Below are 14,820 nucleotides of genomic sequence, written 5' to 3'. Positions count from 1 at the left end.
TTTCCCTAAGAACAGATGGTTACTAATATTGACTTTCAGGTTGGTAAAAAGTTCGCTCTATCAGAGAGGTAGAGTATTCTTTTGCCAAAAAATACAGCCGTGATAAAAAGAGCCGGCAAGCCAGCTCAAATCATCTGGGTCAATTAACTTGATACTGTTACGGGTACCTGATAAGTGGGGCCATAAAACATTCGCCCGGGGTTCCACCAGGCTCTCTGCTTGGTTAAGTATTCAGTATCATTATCTTCATCACCTTTGCCAGAGTCCTGGGACACCTGCCTGGTTACTGAGTTGTTAACACCACTCACAGTATCTTCATCTAGGGAGAGGTAAAGGCTATCGGTCGGAATTATTCCTTCAGGGGCAACACCCCCTATTTCCTCTATAGAGAACACTTGAGAGTGAGAGCGCTGAAGCCGCGGATGGCGAGTTTCGGGCTTCGCACGTAGCATTTCCTCCAGCATTTCCTCCAGCTTTTTCACTTCTTTGGCAAGGGCTTCTTCTCTGGAGGCAAGCTCAATATTCGCGAGTGTTAGAGCGTTGGTATTCTCGTCTGCCTGAGCAATCTTTTTGGTCAGGGATTCATTTTTACAAGTCATGATGTCTACAATTGTCTTGTGAGCAGCCTTCTCGTGATGAAGCTCTTCTATAACAGCCCGATGGGTCTCTGTAAGCAACTCGTGCTGCTTTTCCTTATTGGCGGCTGCTTGCAGGTCTTTCTCGGCATCAACGAGTTCAATACCATCTTCTACATGGGCGAGAATTCCACGGAAGATTGCAGCCTGCTTCATAGTTTCTTCAGCTGCCTTACGCTCTCTCCAAGAGTCAAAGCGAGTAGTGAGGAACTTAAGAGCACAGGCGCCAGCACCAATACTCAAACAAATAGGCAGTACTGCAGGAGCAGACACAGGGCAAAACACTGAAATCAATGCGCCAATTTGCGGCATAGCCAGTGCAGGAGTCGCAAAGGTCATCAGGTACTTAGCAGCTCCCCAAAGACCAATGCTTCTGTCTGCCAGAGACTTTTGAGCGATACTTCTGTCTTCCAGCTGTTTGGCGCGAGCTTCGAGAATGCTCTTCTTTTCATCAAGGTTATTTGTAGCCGCAAATTTCTTCATAACAGAGTTATTAGTACGCTTCTGGAAAATAGAGCGCAGAGTGCGGGTACAAATCCACAAACCTGAAGCAAGGTGAGGGCTGACAAGAGTGGACGCTACTGCGCCCAAACCAATAGCAGAACCAACATTGGCAACGCCTGGTACGCTGGTGATTTTTTGTTGAACAAAGCCCATTGCGGCAGGAATATAATCACCAAGCAGGGCAGTTGTAGCATTTTGGCCTGCCACAATGGCATTAGCTGTAGCTGCAGACGCTGTGGAAAGAAAGGGTGCGACGTGAGTTGTGCAAACGCTCCTAATACCGTTCCACGTAGTGCTAGCATCGTCTTTCACGAGGTCAATAATAGATTGTACTTTGGAGATAGCCTGACCAGAAACTGCATTTAAAGCAGCATTTGTGACAAGCTTGGCACGTTGAGTTGGTGACATATCAAAGACCTCCATGTCTTGAGTTGGATTGACAATTCGACCTAAGTCGTACCAGCTCTTTTCCATAAGAGCAGGCAGTTACCAATATTGACTGTGCTGTTGGGGAAAAGTTCGTAATAGAGAGCTGCTCAGAGGAAAAACTATCCTATATGGGAATATCCCAAGGGGTGAAAACTCTCATTTCCCTATAAAATTGTGCTGTTTTGTTCATTTGCCACTCCAGAGCTCATTTATGGGCCGAAAGACAGTGGGCTATATACAGCATTCAGGAGGGAATCCCTTTGTTAGCAATCGAGCGTCGTGAGCATATTCTCAGTTTTCTGCGCCAGCACGAATATGCCAATGTTGAGACACTGGCTGATAATCTGACAGTTTCCAGCATGACCATCCGTCGAGACCTTAACAAGCTGGAAGAGCAGGGATTAGTTCGCCGTACCCACGGTGGAGCCACGATTGGTCAGTACATTAATACCCAGCCTCATACCGAAGAGCGCCGTACCCAGAGCCCGGCAGAAAAGGCTTCTATTGCCCGGTATGCAGCATCCATGGTGCACGATGGTCACTCCATTCTGTTGGATGCGGGTACTACCTGCATGGATATTGCGCGCGAGATTACCGATAGAAATATCCGGGTAATTACTTCAGATCTGGCTCAGGCTCAGTTCCTGTGCCGCTACCAGAATATTGAAGTGTTTATCCCTGGTGGCCGGGTTGATGACTGCACTCAGTCCTGCCTGGGCAGTAAGGCCGATGCATTTCTGGATAACGTTCATGTGGATATCGCTTTTGTCGGCTGCACCTCTTGGGATCTTCGTCGTGGTGTGACAACGCCAACAGAGCGCCGTTGTGCCATGAAGAACAAGATGATTGAACGTTCTGATACTTCCATTTTGGTGGCAGACAGCGAAAAGTACAGCCGTTACTCTTTCCACAAAATCTGTGACCTTAAGAAGTTTGACCTGATTATTACTGATGACCGTTTAAGTTCTCCAGCCCATGAAGCGTTGAGCGAAGCCGGGATTGATGTGTTCTGCACAACCATGTAAGCAACAATTTTCTCCGGTTGTATGTCTGCTAAGGCGGACATAGTATTGGTTGTCTAACAATTCAAATAATGAGCCAGAAATATGAAAATTTATGAGTCCCGTACAGCCCCTAACCCTCGTCGTGTACGCATGTTTCTGGCCGAAAAGGGTATAACGGATATTGAATTTATTCAGCTGGATCTGGCAGGTGGTGACAACCTGAAACCTGAGTATCTGGCTCGCAACCCTTTTGGCAAAGTGCCCTGGTTAGAATTGGAGGATGGCACCTGTATTTCTGAAACGGTAGCTATCTGTCGTTATTTTGAAGAGATGTTCCCGGAGCCAGCGCTCATGGGAGACACGCCTCTGCAAAAGGCCCAGATTGAAATGTGGCAGCGGCAGTGTGAAATCTATTTTATGAATCAGGTGGGAATGTGCTTCCAGCATACGACCGGCTATTTTAAAGACCGTATGACTCCGGTTAAAGAGTACGGTGTTGAAGCGGGCAAAAATGCAGCGAAGTTTATGTCCAGGATTGATGCTCACCTGGCGGACAATGTTTATGTTGCTGGTGAGAGTTTTTCTATCGCAGATGTCACCCTTCTTTGCGCTGTTGATTTTGCCCGAGTTGTGCAACTGAGAATCACTGATGAGCATCCGAACCTGCGTCGCTGGCATGAGCTTGTGTCTGCCCGGGCGAGTGCTCAGGCATGATCAGCCTTTATACGTCCCCCACACCAAATGGTCATAAGGTTTCTGTAACGCTGGAAGAGATGGGCATTTCCTATGAGGTGAAGCCTGTAAATCTTATGTCTGGTGAACAGAAAAAACCTGACTTTCTGGCAATGAACCCCAATGGACGGATTCCTGTTATCGTTGACCGTGATGCTGATGACTTTTTGGTCTTCGAATCTGGCGCGATTATGGTTTATCTGGCTGAGAAAACCGGTTTGTTAATGCCAGAAGATGTCAAAGGCCGCAGCCAGGTGATGCAATGGTTGATGTTCCAGATGGGTGGAGTTGGGCCCATGATGGGGCAGGCCAATGTCTTCTATCGCTATTTTCCTGAAAAAATCCAGCCCGCTATTGATCGTTACCAGAATGAAGGTCGGCGGTTGATGGAAGTGTTGGATGGACACCTGAAAGATAATGAATTTCTGGCTGGTGATTTCAGTATTGCTGACATTGCTAACTGGTGCTGGGCACGGACCTGGAACTGGTCTGGCCTAAATATTGATGGTTTGGGTAACCTGAAGCGTTGGATCGATCAAATTTATGAACGGCCTGCCTGTGCAAAAGGTATCAAGATTCCTGTGCGACCAGATGCAGCAGCTGTTGTAAAAAGTGGCCAGGAAATGATTGTTAAATAATTGCTCCTCGTTTAACGAAAAAGCCTGCATGTTTGGTTGCGGGCCTTTGTTTTTAAACTGAAGCCCTTTGAGGGTCCCCAAATAAGCCTCCGGCGGAGCCGGAGGTCATTTAACTTATACATGCTCTGTAGATGACATCAAAAAGTCATGGAAGGCTTGCAGGGCATCTGTGTGATATTTCTGATGGTGGGTGAGCACATAGAAATGTCGCTTAAGAAGTAAGTCTTCAACCTCTATTGTTTTAATACTGCCGCTGGCCAGACTTTTACTTGCCGCTATAGACGACATACACGCAATACCAAGCTCGCTGGCAACCGCATGTTTAATAGCTTCGGCACGGTTCAAAACCATACTAATTGCCGGTGTTTTTAAGCGGGTGGCAATCATTTCATCAAAAAGCTCGCGTGTGCTTGAGCCAGACTCTCGGATGACCCAGGGTTCATCGGATAGAAGGTTTAAAGTGACATTGGGTTTCCCTGCAAAAGGGTGACCAGGGTGGCAGATAATCACCAATTCATCTTCCCGCCATGCCTCAACCCGGATATCCGGGTTGAGGCATGCACCTTCAACTACGGCGAGATCGGTTTCGAAATTCAGCAGTTGTTTTTCTATATCTCGACTATTGCTGATGGTCAGTGATACCTGGATGCCAGAGTGCTCCTCTTTGAAAGAAGAAACCAATCCTGGCAAAAGGTTGTTTCCTACAGTGGAGCTGGCACTGATTTTTAACTCCCCCTGAGCTTGATGACCACCTTCGCTGAACTGAAGCTCTATTTCACGGGCTCGGTCAATAATCTCGCTGGCTTTGGGAAGCAATGCGCGTCCTGCGTCGTTCAGTGTCAGCCCCAGTCGATGGTGGCGATCAAAGAGTTGCCCAAGCTGTTTTTCCAGTTCTGACAGCGCCATGCTGGCTGCAGGTTGGGATATATGAAGGGTTTTTGCGGCCGCTGTCACCTTTCCTGTACGAGCAACAGCTCGGAATATTTCAAACTGGCGCAGGGTTATATGCATACGATTACTGCCTTGTATGGTTTAGGTGATTGTAACAGCGATTATTGGTTTCGTTATGCAAGCAGGTGAAAGAATGTCGGTAATTACAGGGGTATAAGGCAAGTTGATAAGGGGCAGAAATTTTATCGATTTCTAAAGGGGAGGTGAGATTTATAGAATAACTCTGTTGATAAAAGAACCGTATTCCCGGTTCTTCCGCAGGATTAAAACCATGAAAAATGCAGCAGTAGCCCGCTGGGTTGAACTGAAGAAGAATACCCGCCATTTCGAAACTATCATGCAAAGCCGACGCATCCTAAATTATGCCAACGTTCAGGGTGTCAACAAGTGGGATGATATGTCTTCGTTCTTCCGTGAAGCGGATAAGTATATCAAGTAAGCCTGCTTGGTTTGATTTTGTTATTTTTCGTCAAGATTTTTCAATTTGAATCTCATCACTTTCGAATAATTTATAGCCACGTTTTTTTATATTTGGATATACGTTCGAAGAACTAGATCTATAAGATCTAATACGGATAGAGAGCTTATATTTGTTAAATAGACAGCATTTCTTTCAAATGAGAATAGCTGTTTGAGTTCACATTAAGAATAATACCTACATCCAGACCAAATCCAATAGATATGGCGGCAGATGTCGAAAATGTTCCGCCAATGGCATAAGGAGTCAGGTGTAATCCCACAAAGGGCAGTAGATCGCTAGAGAGCCTGCTGTGAGGCTGTATTGGATTCAGTCTTTTAAGGGAGAACTCCTGTTCACTCCATCCTCCATGGAACCCTGCTCTGTAAGCTCCACCAAGACCTGTTGTCAGCTCTCCATAGGGGCGAGTTTCCAGCCAGGCATGGCCAAGACTACTGTAACAATCCAAGAAATCTATTCCCAAGTTTGTACCTACGATACCGTGTGGTACAAATCCAAAGCCGTTATGAAAGCCAAGGCTATAGCAAGAGTAAGTGGGTTTCACAAAGCCGGCTAAAAGCTTCTTTGTTCCCTTCGTGGCTTGTAGATTTTCTATCCATGACAAATACAAGTTTTTCTTAATCTGTAATGCCCCTTCCAGAGATTCTTTCATTACAAGGCACTGGGTGTGAAAGTTTTTTGCCTGTATTTCTACGCCCTCGTCTTCATCCTGAACTGCTGTTTGTACCATGGAAGCCAAAGACTGAAGATCCCTCTCAGACCCCCGACGGTTTTGAACAATCTCAATGGTGCAATCAATTAACTTGTCTACAGGGTTGTTTGAGGCAGACCATGCAGTTTGGCAGAAAGCTGGAATAAGAGCGGCGCTGACCAGTAATGACTTGTTCATTTCAGGGTTTGGCGAAAAAAGTGAGATAGTAAAAATAGAAGATCATCAGACTACTGTCTTGTATTTCCTGAAGTATTGTGTGGATTTTTGTTACGGACTTTATCTTGCGTTGTTACTGAAAGAGATTGGCTATACTCCTGCATTTTAATTTTTGGGCGTTCTATGAATATTGCGATAGCGGGTTCTTTTGGTAGTGGCAAAACAACGCTATCTCAGGGACTATTTCGCCATATATCAGGAAATGCAGAGCATGTTGAAGAGCCTTACCGTTGGGTTCTTCCTGTTCTTGGCTATAAAAACCCCCGGCAGGTTATTGAGGGAACAACAGACTATTTGGGGGCTGTAACAGCTATGGTCGGCTCTGCTCTTGGTTCGCAATTCTGTATTAAAAGCAGCGCAGGGTGTCATGAGCACTTTCGGATTATTGATGGTAGCCCTATCCCACTTGTTGCTTATTACTATTACTGGGTAGAGCGATTGTCTCGGGAACAGAATCGTGAAATGGAAGCTCAGGATTATATCTTTCAGATGGCGAAATATTTGTGCTCCTGTATAGATCTCTTTATCTATTTTCCTTGTGACGTGATTCCTCTTGTAGGGGATGATATGCGTAGTGATGACCCTGTCTTTCAAAAGGATATCGACAGCTGGAGTCTTGAACTTTTCAGTCGCATAGAAGTCCCGATAATGCCTGCGGTCAGCATGGCCATTACACCGGAAAGATGCAGGAAGTGATCAGCCACAAATTTTATAGGTTTACACGGACTCTTTATATGCTTGCTGCCACCAATGATTGGTTTGACCGCTGTGCAGATGATTGCGTCATCTGTTGCATTTTCTGTGATGGCACAACTCCCTTATAAAACATCTGTCATTATCGTGACCGTTATTGTCATGCTGTTTTCAGTAAAGAGCTGAATTAAGCAGATATCTCTTTGTCATCAAACCGAATGCGATACAGCAGGGCATAAGCCACAGGCAGCCCCGGTGGACTAAATATCTATCTTTAAGCTTGTTATCTCTGGTGAAGAGTGTCGCCGTTGTTAGAGCAGAAAGGGCTTCTGTTTTTGTTTTGAGCAAGAGGCAAGTAAGATAGTTATCAGGCTTTGATTTGTATTTAAATAAAAAGAAAAATAATGAATTCACTTGAACTGAAAATTCCCCCAGTCGCACTGGTTATTGTTTCTGGTATAGCTATGTGGGGAGTTTCATTGGCTTCTAATGGCTTTCTTCTCTCCGAACCTGTTCGTATGTTTCTTTTGGGGCTTTTCCTGTTAGCAGGGATAAGCATTGCGGTGGCCGGTGTGAAATCTTTCAAGAGTGCACAGACCACAGTTAACCCCATGAAACCAGAATCCAGTTCTTCGCTGGTGTCTTCAGGTATTTTTCAGCGTACCCGTAATCCGATGTATGTCGGAATGGCGCTTGCGCTTATTGGCTGGGGGCTGTTTCTGGCCAATGTTTATTCTCTGGCCATAGTGCTTGGGTTTGTTCTGTATATGACTCGTTTTCAGATTATTCCAGAAGAGAGAGTTATGGCTGAGCTTTTCGGTATTGACTTTGAAACCTATCGTAAGCAGGTTCCACGCTGGTTATAAAGCATATGGAACTCTCAGGTGTCTACGGTTTCTGCAGATAGAAAAACGCAATCCACACGCATCGCAAAACGTCCGGTAATTTTCACGGAACGATTGATTCTGGAGGTTTGCACAGAGAACGATGCTGAACTTGTTCTCAAATTTTATGTGGACAACCTCGATCATTTATCTCGATGGGAGCCAGAGCGTAGCGCTGAGTTCTATACCATTGAACACTGGCAGAAGACACTGCAGGAAAACCGACTGCTTTTATTAGAAGGCAGTGCCGTGAAGTTTGTAGTGTTTAATAAAGAACGCACAAAAGTGGTCGGTACCTGTAATTTCAATAATATTACCCGGGGTGTTTTTCAAGCCTGCCACTTGGGTTATGCCATTGCCGGGAGGTATCAGGGGCAGGGCTATATGTACGAAGCTGCCAAAGCCGGTATTGAGTTCATGTTTAACGATATGGGTATGCACCGGGTGATGGCCAATTATATGCCAGCGAATGAGCGCAGCGGAGTACTGTTAGAAAGGTTGGGGTTTGAAAAGGAAGGCTATGCCCGGGATTACCTGAAAATTGCCGGTGAGTGGGAAGATCATGTACTAACAGCACTGATTAACCCACAGCCGATGTAAGGATTCAGCAGCCGGGAATAAGCTTGCAGTTACTCTCACGATAAACCTCGTGGCGGTTAACTCTATCATCACCGGTCATACCGTCGGGAGCGGTAACAATAATATCCACATGGCCGGCATTGCTGGGGAAACGAAATATAACCGTTCCTCTACTGTCCAGTACGGCTCGCTCTCGAATGGTGCCCATATCATCTTTCATCACCACCTCGCCGCCAACAACCTTTTGATCAGAATCCGGATAGAGAGCTGTTGCCCATACATGGCCGGAAGGCCGTCCGTTAGCATAAACATTGAGATGAGATTCTCTTTCCGGCAGCAGTGAACAGCCTGTCAGTAATGCCGAAAGCAGGCTGAAACCCAAAAGAACTTTCATGCTTCGAAAGGGTCGGGTGCTCACAGCGGTGTTCATACATCATCCTTTGTCTGACAGTCGTAAAGCTACAACTTTAACAGCATAGAGCTGAGTGAACATGGAGCCAAGTCATAAAGGCTGAATACAATTGGATAAGCTTTTTGTGTGTTTTGGTTATTACCTTTCTTAATCATCCCTTTATATTTTTGTATGAAAGGATCGGTGTTTTGGGAATATGCTTCCGGGACAGCCGCAAAAATAAAAATAAGAAAAAGGAAAACCTATGTCTCTCACGGAATGCTTGCACCGTGGCGTGTCCATGTACGGTGAAAAAAAAGCACTTGTTTTTGAAGATCGCACAACAACCTATACAGAACTCCACCACATAGTTTCAAAATTTGCCGGAGCGCTGACTAACCTCGGGTTAGAGCGTGAGAGCCGCATCGGCATTCTTACTCTTAACTGCGATCGGGCCATTAGCTGTTTTTATGGGGCTTCCTGGGGCGGCTTTATTCCCAATTATCTGAATATGCGTTGGTCTGCCCATGAGTTGGCGGCTTCTATAGAAGATTGCAGTGCTTCGGTGCTGGTTGTGGATGACATTTTTCTGCCAATGGGGATTGCGCTGAAAAAACTGTGTCCATCCATCAAGGCTCTGATTTATGTGGGAGAGAGTAATGACATTGATGCAGACGTTCTGTCTTTCAATGAGCTGATTGAAAAAGCGGAAGCGATTGAAGATCAATCCGGTGGTGGCTCTGACATTGCCTTTCTCAACTATACCGGTGGTACAACCGGAAAAGGCAAAGGTGTTGCTCATTCCCACAGAGCTCATATCTCGGGTATGACCGTTGTTATGGCTGAAAGGTTATTTCTGCGGGGAACGACTTGTCTGGCAGTGCCTTTATTTCATATTGGCGGAATCAGTGTTTGCAGCGCAAACCTGCTGGCTGGTAATACCATTGTCGTTTCTGCTCGCTTTGAGCCAGATGTGATACTCCAGCTTATTACCCGGCACTATGTTGAACACATGTTTATGGTGCCCACTATGCTTAAAATGTTGATTGAACAGCCAACATTTCATGATCAGGATATGACCTGCCTTCGACATATTGCCTATGGTGCATCACCCATTGATGAAACCTTGCTACAGAACCTGCAAGAAAAAATGCCTTGGGCCAGCTTTATGCAGATTTATGGGCAAACAGAATGTGTACCCGCAGCGTTCCTTCACAATTGCGATCACACAGAAAAAGGGCGCTCTTTAGGACGAACACGTTCAGCTGGGCGTGCATGTCTTGGTGTTGATATTGAAATTCGCAATCAGGATGGAGAGCCTCTGCCAGCTGGAGAGATTGGTGAGATAGCACTTCGCAGTGAGCACCGCATGGTGAAATATTGGAATAATCCTGAACAAACCTCTGAAGCTATGAAGGGAGAGTGGCTGTTAACCGGTGATGCAGGTTATCTCTCTGAAGATGGTTACCTTCATATTGTTGACCGGGTTAAAGACATGATCATTTCCGGAGGGGAAAACATTTACTCACTGGAAGTGGAAAATGTGATTTGTCTGCATACGGCCGTTGCCCAATGCGCTGTCGTTGGTTTGCCCGATAAGAAATGGGGCGAAGTGGTTCATGCGGAAATTGTTTTAAAGCCTGGAATCGAAATTAACGAAAGTGAGTTAACCAGCCATTGTCGTAAATATCTTGGTGGTTACAAGATTGCCCGCAGTATGAAGTTTGTAAGTGAAATTCCGGTTACAGCGGTTGGGAAGATCGACAAGGTAGCGATTCGCAATCGTTATGCAGAAACTAATAGCTAATGTGCACTTTTCTTAAAACAGCGACTTCAAAAGCGGGATATAATTCTGCTTTTGAAGTAACTAAGAGCGTTTTATGGCCAGTGCTTTTGCCCACCGTTTTCAGCTAGTCGTCGATCAGCTTGCCCAGGGCAATAAAAAGCAGTTCGCCCAGTTGACTGGCAAGTCCGCGTCCCACATTTATAAAATCTGCCGTGGAGTCAGCCGCCCCTCCATGGCTTACCTGGAATCTCTTTATGAAGAGTTTCGGGTTGATCTCACCTGGCTTCTCACTGGTGAACAAAACGACGGAGCCCAGCCTGCGGGTTCAGCTCCCAGCAAAGATCTGGTTTATGCGCCAATGTTTGATGTTCAGGCCAGTGCAGGAGTCGGAGCCGAGGTTCAGGCAGAAGATATCAGTGATTATGTGGCTTTTACCAAATCATTCCTTTCCAGCCAGCTGGGAGTGTCTGGAGACAACCTTGCGTTTGTTAATATTCGCGGAAACAGTATGTATCCAACATTGCACGATGGTGATCGTGTATTGGTGGATATTTCCCGGAAAACGATTCAGGGCGAAGGGCTTTATCTTCTGCGAACGGATGATGGCCTGATGGCAAAACGCCTGAAGTCACTGCGTAACAATGAGCTGCAGATCACCAGTGATAATCCGGAGTATCCAAGCTGGACACTTGCTGCTCATGAGCGGGATGATAATCCTGTTGTTGGGAGAATAGTGTGGTGCGCTCGTTCTGTTTAGGATAGAAATTCCTCCTGCTCTTAAATATGTTGAGTGCAGGAGGGGGCACAATATGAATTAATTGTCTTGTTTTATAAGTCACTTTTAATAACAGGCTCTTTGATAGGTGACTGATCTAACGAACCGACTATGCCTATCAACTTTCTTATATACGTGTGCTCTTTTTGATCAAAGCATCTCTGCATAAAGTTCAGGGTTAAAATGTGTGCTTACCCTATTCATGTTGGCTGTCTGTTGCGATCAACTCAACCCATCCGAATTGACCAAAAAACAAATAGGTATTCACACACCGACAAACATTGATGAGGCATGAACTGGTTCGTACAGGGGGTTAATGGCAGGCTAACGTTCTAGAAGCACTGAACCTGTGAACACATGATCTATATAGCTTCCGTTAATAGAATCTGGCGAGAATACAAACAAGCTGGTACGGTCTGAAAAATAACCTTACCCGTTTGATTTCGCATACTATGATCACACTGAAACAGCTCCAGCATATGCAGGCTATTGTACGTTATGGTTCGCTGCACAGTGCTTCTGATGCTTTGCATCTTACCCATTCGGCGTTAACCCGTAGCTTGCGGAATCTCGAGGATGGGTTGGGTGTAAGGTTATTTGATCGCACGAAATCCGGAATGATTGCCACGGAATTCTGCGAGAGCATTCTCTCTACCAGTGAAAAGATTCTGCAGGATGTTCAGGAGCTGGAACGTGAAGCGCATATTTACCAGAATCTAGACGAGGGAGAGCTCTATATTCTGGTTGGCCGTGGCATTAAAACGTATGCGTTGCAGGAACCACTGGCTGAGTTCTTTTCCCAGTATCCCGGTGTCAGGGTTATTGTTGATGAAGTAACACCTGTTGAAGCCATAGAACTGATTGGCAGTTGTCGTGCAGATCTGCTGATTTCTGGAAGTGGCAACTATGAGGATGATCCGGAGTTTCTTGTCACCCCGCTAAAACATATTCCTGTTCGGATTGCGATACGCAAGGGGCACCCGCTGACAGCGGCAGAAAATGTAAATCTGTCTCGCCTGTTGGAATATCCCGCTATCGCTGCAACCTACCTCTCTACAACTCACCCATTCACCCAGCATGTCAGGCAGCTGACCAAAGAAGAGGTTGATATTAAACCTCAGGTTATGTGCAGTGATTACCGGACTTTACTCAGAATAATCTCAAAGAGTGATGCTTGGCTGGCAGCGCCGGAACCAGAACTGGAGATGCTTCGAGAAACTGGTGATTTTCACTACCTGGATATTAATGGACTAGATATCAAACACGAGGTTTGTATTACCGAGTTGGCAGGGCGTTCCAGAAGCCCCGCCAGTGAACGTTTGATTACAATAGTTAAAGAGTATTTTTCCTGACATCCATATCAGCTGGTCGATAATTTCGCCAATTAAAGCTTCCTGATTACCCTGTAAGTCAGCTAGCTTAAGCAGCCTTTCCGGAACTGGACTTTATTCTCAGGCATGACGTCACTCTCACTTGTGCAGAAAGCCAGTGTCGTTAGTTTGGCCTGCAAATCGTGGCTGAGATTAGGTGGCAATCAGAAACAACTTTGCCTTCGCACAAAGTTCGATATGATATTTTCATTAGAAAAGAAGAAAACATCATGCAAACAACAAAAGAACGCATTTTTCATATGGTGCTGTTTGAAGCCGTAGCACTTATTTTACTGGCAGTACTGGCGATGATTTTTACCGGTGGCGACGCATTGTCGATGACCGGGCTAGCTCTCACACTCTCCCTCATCGCCATGGTATGGAATTATATTTATAACATTGTGTTTGACCGTATCTTTGGCACAAATCGTATTGAGAGAACTCTGGCTTTGCGAATTGGGCACGGTGTTGTTTTTGAAATCGGTATGATCGTCTTTTCATTCCCGGTCATTATGTGGGCTCTGCAACTCGACTTCTGGACAGTGTTGATTATGGATCTTGGCGTGGTTCTGTTTTTCCTGGTTTATGCTGTAGTTTTTAATTGGATCTACGACATTGTTCGCCATAAACGGCGCTCCAGTCCTCCAGCTTCTTAATCCTTCAGTGATACACCTTCTTCGCGTTTCTCAAACAGAAAATCTAGAAATGTCCGGGTAACTGCATTCAGGCGATGACGTGATGAATAGACAACCCAAATATAAGCTTTGTGAGGAGGCGTGTTTTTAAACAAGCGAACCAGGCTTCCATCTGCAACCTCCTGCTCTACTGTTTCATCGACCAGCACGGCTATGGCTTCGCCGTTGTGGGCAATGGAATGCATGATAGTAATATTATTCACAGTGATTCTGGGTGGTGTCTGTAAAAATGAATCGTTTGAGCCGATCGGAATCACATGCTCTACATCTCCATCAGGCGTTCGAAAACCGGCCATTATGTGGTGATTTAGGTCCTCAGGCTTTTCTGGCGTACCGTATTTTTCAAGATATTTGGGCGATGCATAATAACCAATATGCAGTTCTTCGTAGGAGCGGGCTATCAAGTTGGAGTCTGCTAATGAATCTCCTGCGCGAAATGCTACATCAATATGCTGTTCAACAATGTTTTCGTGTTTGTCTGTAATGAGAAGTTTAATGGTTACCTTCGGATGAAGCCTCATAAATTGAAAAATCAATTTATGAAGTTCGTTTTTATTTCAAGCATCCTGGCTCAATGCAGTTTTGACCTATGTACGGGACAAAACCACCAGAGGCCAGAAATGCCAAGGGCTGAAGGGTAGGAGCTGACGCCCATGTCGGGTAATCTGTATGGTCTCTAACCTCCGTACAGTTACCGTAGTCGTACATGGAAGACGTCAGCTCACTGGCCAAAGAGCTTAAGGCTCATCTCCCTTGGCATCAAGCCCGTATCGTATTTCTCGCACAGTTTATTCTCGCCCTTATCAGAGGGCGTTCTACAAACCTCTGCCGGGTTGCAGAAGCCTTTCAGTGCAAAGCACAGGCCGACTCCAGTTATCGCCGTATCAAGCGTTTCTTTGCAGGGTATACCTACTGCTACGAACAACTTGGCAAGCTCATTCTTCACTGGCTGAGACTGGACAGTTATACCCTCTGTATGGATAGGACAAACTGGCAGTTCGGCAGCAAGCACATCAACTATTTGGTCGTAGCTATTGCTTGGCAGGGAGCGTCTATCCCTATTGCCTGGACTTGTTTGGACAAGAGTGGTGGCAATTCTAATGCTGACGAACGCATAGCTATTATGGAAAGCGTTCTGAAACTGATTCCAGCAGGTAAGATCAATGCGCTTCTGGCTGACCGGGAATTTATTGGGCACGACTGGTTCAAGTGGCTGGAGGAACAGGGCATTCTGTGCAGATTGCGTATTCGTGACAATATTCCCGTCCTTGGCCAGTGCGGCAAAAATATCAAAGCTGGACAGCTGTTTTGGAATGTCAAATTGAACCAAACAGTGACGTGGCATAGT

16 protein-coding genes and 1 pseudogene are annotated in these 14,820 nt (G+C 45.7%); 12 read left to right on the top strand and 5 right to left on the bottom strand.

Going from position 1 to position 14,820, the window contains the following annotated elements; genetic code table 11:
* Positions 1-143 precede the first annotated feature (143 nt).
* Positions 144-1,547: a hypothetical protein gene (locus QMA35_RS03400; RefSeq protein WP_281645726.1), complete on the bottom strand. Its 1,404-nt coding sequence runs from the start codon at positions 1,545-1,547 to the stop codon at positions 144-146.
* Between the two features lie 281 nt (positions 1,548-1,828).
* On the opposite strand from QMA35_RS03400, the gene QMA35_RS03395 reads away from it, so the two are divergent.
* The 3 genes from QMA35_RS03395 to QMA35_RS03385 all read left to right on the top strand — a co-directional run bounded on the left by QMA35_RS03395 (position 1,829) and on the right by QMA35_RS03385 (position 3,942).
* On the top strand, positions 1,829-2,593 hold the full coding sequence (locus tag QMA35_RS03395) for a DeoR/GlpR family DNA-binding transcription regulator (protein WP_281645725.1): 765 nt from the start codon (positions 1,829-1,831) through the stop codon (positions 2,591-2,593).
* Positions 2,594-2,674: 81 nt separating this feature from the next.
* Positions 2,675-3,286 (top strand): glutathione S-transferase family protein, encoded by a 612-nt coding sequence (locus QMA35_RS03390; protein ID WP_281645724.1) that lies wholly within the window; start codon positions 2,675-2,677, stop codon positions 3,284-3,286.
* Positions 3,283-3,942: a glutathione S-transferase N-terminal domain-containing protein gene (locus tag QMA35_RS03385; protein ID WP_281645723.1), complete on the top strand. Its 660-nt coding sequence runs from the start codon at positions 3,283-3,285 to the stop codon at positions 3,940-3,942. The genes QMA35_RS03390 and QMA35_RS03385 overlap by 4 nt, the downstream gene beginning before the upstream one ends.
* 114 nt (positions 3,943-4,056) lie before the next feature.
* Here the strand turns inward: QMA35_RS03385 and QMA35_RS03380 are convergent, their stop codons facing one another.
* A complete protein-coding gene (locus tag QMA35_RS03380) occupies positions 4,057-4,953 on the bottom strand; it encodes a LysR substrate-binding domain-containing protein (RefSeq protein ID WP_281645722.1) in 897 nt (298 codons plus the stop codon).
* A gap of 211 nt (positions 4,954-5,164) precedes the next feature.
* On the opposite strand from QMA35_RS03380, the gene QMA35_RS03375 reads away from it, so the two are divergent.
* Positions 5,165-5,332: a hypothetical protein gene (locus tag QMA35_RS03375; RefSeq protein ID WP_281645721.1), complete on the top strand. Its 168-nt coding sequence runs from the start codon at positions 5,165-5,167 to the stop codon at positions 5,330-5,332.
* Positions 5,333-5,486: 154 nt separating this feature from the next.
* On the opposite strand, the gene QMA35_RS03370 is transcribed toward QMA35_RS03375, so the two are convergent.
* Entirely contained in the window at positions 5,487-6,260 is a 774-nt protein-coding gene (locus QMA35_RS03370) for a hypothetical protein (RefSeq protein WP_281645720.1), read from the bottom strand.
* Positions 6,261-6,422: 162 nt separating this feature from the next.
* On the opposite strand from QMA35_RS03370, the gene QMA35_RS03365 reads away from it, so the two are divergent.
* The 3 genes from QMA35_RS03365 (at position 6,423) to rimJ (ending at position 8,476) form a co-directional block, all read left to right on the top strand.
* Positions 6,423-6,995 carry an AAA family ATPase gene (locus QMA35_RS03365; RefSeq protein ID WP_281645719.1) on the top strand — a complete coding sequence of 191 codons (573 nt, stop codon included), beginning with the start codon at positions 6,423-6,425 and terminating at the stop codon, positions 6,993-6,995.
* A gap of 401 nt (positions 6,996-7,396) precedes the next feature.
* Positions 7,397-7,858 carry an isoprenylcysteine carboxylmethyltransferase family protein gene (locus QMA35_RS03360; RefSeq protein ID WP_281645718.1) on the top strand — a complete coding sequence of 154 codons (462 nt, stop codon included), beginning with the start codon at positions 7,397-7,399 and terminating at the stop codon, positions 7,856-7,858.
* Positions 7,859-7,876: 18 nt separating this feature from the next.
* The gene (gene rimJ, locus QMA35_RS03355) at positions 7,877-8,476 is read left to right on the top strand and encodes a ribosomal protein S5-alanine N-acetyltransferase (RefSeq protein WP_281645717.1); all 600 of its coding nucleotides are present in this window, start codon (positions 7,877-7,879) and stop codon (positions 8,474-8,476) included.
* Between the two features lie 4 nt (positions 8,477-8,480).
* Here rimJ and QMA35_RS03350 read toward each other — a convergent pair whose 3' ends face one another.
* On the bottom strand, positions 8,481-8,885 hold the full coding sequence (locus tag QMA35_RS03350; RefSeq protein WP_281645716.1) for a hypothetical protein: 405 nt from the start codon (positions 8,883-8,885) through the stop codon (positions 8,481-8,483).
* Between the two features lie 226 nt (positions 8,886-9,111).
* Here QMA35_RS03350 and QMA35_RS03345 point away from each other — a divergent pair, with 226 nt between their 5' ends.
* The 4 genes from QMA35_RS03345 (at position 9,112) to QMA35_RS03330 (ending at position 13,433) form a co-directional block, all read left to right on the top strand.
* The gene (locus QMA35_RS03345) at positions 9,112-10,653 is read left to right on the top strand and encodes an AMP-binding protein (RefSeq protein WP_281645715.1); all 1,542 of its coding nucleotides are present in this window, start codon (positions 9,112-9,114) and stop codon (positions 10,651-10,653) included.
* A gap of 73 nt (positions 10,654-10,726) precedes the next feature.
* Complete coding sequence (locus QMA35_RS03340) at positions 10,727-11,389, top strand: helix-turn-helix transcriptional regulator (RefSeq protein ID WP_281645714.1); 663 nt, start codon at positions 10,727-10,729, stop codon at positions 11,387-11,389.
* A 470-nt stretch (positions 11,390-11,859) separates the two neighbouring features.
* Positions 11,860-12,759 carry a LysR family transcriptional regulator gene (locus QMA35_RS03335; RefSeq protein WP_281645713.1) on the top strand — a complete coding sequence of 300 codons (900 nt, stop codon included), beginning with the start codon at positions 11,860-11,862 and terminating at the stop codon, positions 12,757-12,759.
* A gap of 248 nt (positions 12,760-13,007) precedes the next feature.
* On the top strand, positions 13,008-13,433 hold the full coding sequence (locus tag QMA35_RS03330; protein ID WP_281645712.1) for a PACE efflux transporter: 426 nt from the start codon (positions 13,008-13,010) through the stop codon (positions 13,431-13,433).
* On the opposite strand, the gene QMA35_RS03325 is transcribed toward QMA35_RS03330, so the two are convergent.
* Positions 13,430-14,008: a substrate binding domain-containing protein gene (locus tag QMA35_RS03325; protein ID WP_281645711.1), complete on the bottom strand. Its 579-nt coding sequence runs from the start codon at positions 14,006-14,008 to the stop codon at positions 13,430-13,432. The genes QMA35_RS03330 and QMA35_RS03325 overlap by 4 nt on opposite strands.
* 170 nt (positions 14,009-14,178) lie before the next feature.
* On the opposite strand from QMA35_RS03325, the pseudogene QMA35_RS03320 reads away from it, so the two are divergent.
* Positions 14,179-14,820, top strand: a pseudogene (locus QMA35_RS03320) (hypothetical protein); the annotation flags it as partial.

This window comes from Parendozoicomonas sp. Alg238-R29 (assembly GCF_947331445.1).
In the GTDB taxonomy this organism is placed as follows: Bacteria; Pseudomonadota; Gammaproteobacteria; order Pseudomonadales; family Endozoicomonadaceae; genus Sansalvadorimonas.
The sequence above is the reverse complement of the archived record's forward strand: the minus strand, read 5'-3'. Positions and strand labels throughout refer to the sequence as shown.

What these genes read in the sequence shown, in the direction of transcription:
- QMA35_RS03400 (WP_281645726.1), bottom strand. Translation starts at nt 1,547, where the DNA reads ATGTCACCAACTCAACGTGCCAAGCTTGTCACAAATGCTGCTTTAAAT.
- QMA35_RS03390 (WP_281645724.1), top strand. Translation starts at nt 2,675, where the DNA reads ATGAAAATTTATGAGTCCCGTACAGCCCCTAACCCTCGTCGTGTACGC.
- QMA35_RS03385 (WP_281645723.1), top strand. Translation starts at nt 3,283, where the DNA reads ATGATCAGCCTTTATACGTCCCCCACACCAAATGGTCATAAGGTTTCT.
- QMA35_RS03380 (WP_281645722.1), bottom strand. Translation starts at nt 4,953, where the DNA reads ATGCATATAACCCTGCGCCAGTTTGAAATATTCCGAGCTGTTGCTCGT.
- QMA35_RS03375 (WP_281645721.1), top strand. Translation starts at nt 5,165, where the DNA reads ATGAAAAATGCAGCAGTAGCCCGCTGGGTTGAACTGAAGAAGAATACC.
- QMA35_RS03370 (WP_281645720.1), bottom strand. Translation starts at nt 6,260, where the DNA reads ATGAACAAGTCATTACTGGTCAGCGCCGCTCTTATTCCAGCTTTCTGC.
- QMA35_RS03365 (WP_281645719.1), top strand. Translation starts at nt 6,423, where the DNA reads ATGAATATTGCGATAGCGGGTTCTTTTGGTAGTGGCAAAACAACGCTA.
- QMA35_RS03360 (WP_281645718.1), top strand. Translation starts at nt 7,397, where the DNA reads ATGAATTCACTTGAACTGAAAATTCCCCCAGTCGCACTGGTTATTGTT.
- QMA35_RS03350 (WP_281645716.1), bottom strand. Translation starts at nt 8,885, where the DNA reads ATGAACACCGCTGTGAGCACCCGACCCTTTCGAAGCATGAAAGTTCTT.
- QMA35_RS03345 (WP_281645715.1), top strand. Translation starts at nt 9,112, where the DNA reads ATGTCTCTCACGGAATGCTTGCACCGTGGCGTGTCCATGTACGGTGAA.
- QMA35_RS03340 (WP_281645714.1), top strand. Translation starts at nt 10,727, where the DNA reads ATGGCCAGTGCTTTTGCCCACCGTTTTCAGCTAGTCGTCGATCAGCTT.
- QMA35_RS03335 (WP_281645713.1), top strand. Translation starts at nt 11,860, where the DNA reads ATGATCACACTGAAACAGCTCCAGCATATGCAGGCTATTGTACGTTAT.
- QMA35_RS03330 (WP_281645712.1), top strand. Translation starts at nt 13,008, where the DNA reads ATGCAAACAACAAAAGAACGCATTTTTCATATGGTGCTGTTTGAAGCC.